A 333-nucleotide genomic window follows, 5' to 3' on the forward strand; every position below is an offset into this window, starting at 1 on the left:
CCGCAGGCTTCCTCAAAGATCTCCCTGCGCTCGCTGCTCTTGGCCGCCACGATCTCGGCAATGCGGCCCTGCCCGATGACCGAGTAGCCATCGCGGCCGATGCCGGTATCCAGCAGCAGTGCATACACATCCTTCAGGCGGCAGATCTGCCCGTTGATGCTGTACTCGATCTCGCCGGAGCGGTAATACCTGCGGCCGATGGTCACCTCGTCCGCTTCCACATCCAGCGCGTGGCTGCTGTTGTCCAGCGTCAGGCGCACCTGAGCAAAGCCCATGGCCCCCCGCCGCCGGGTGCCGCCGGTAAGATGGAGGATGTCATCTTTGGCGGCACCC

General features: G+C 64.9%; 1 protein-coding gene. It reads right to left on the reverse strand.

Translation table 11 applies throughout. The features are described from left to right. The coding region (locus P0G09_RS16430; RefSeq protein ID WP_275253198.1) for a hypothetical protein at nucleotides 1-333 on the reverse strand (333 nt) is incomplete at both ends.

The organism is Faecalibacterium sp. DFI.5.82 (assembly GCF_029076575.1).
Taxonomy (GTDB): domain Bacteria; phylum Bacillota; class Clostridia; order Oscillospirales; family Ruminococcaceae; genus Faecalibacterium; species Faecalibacterium duncaniae.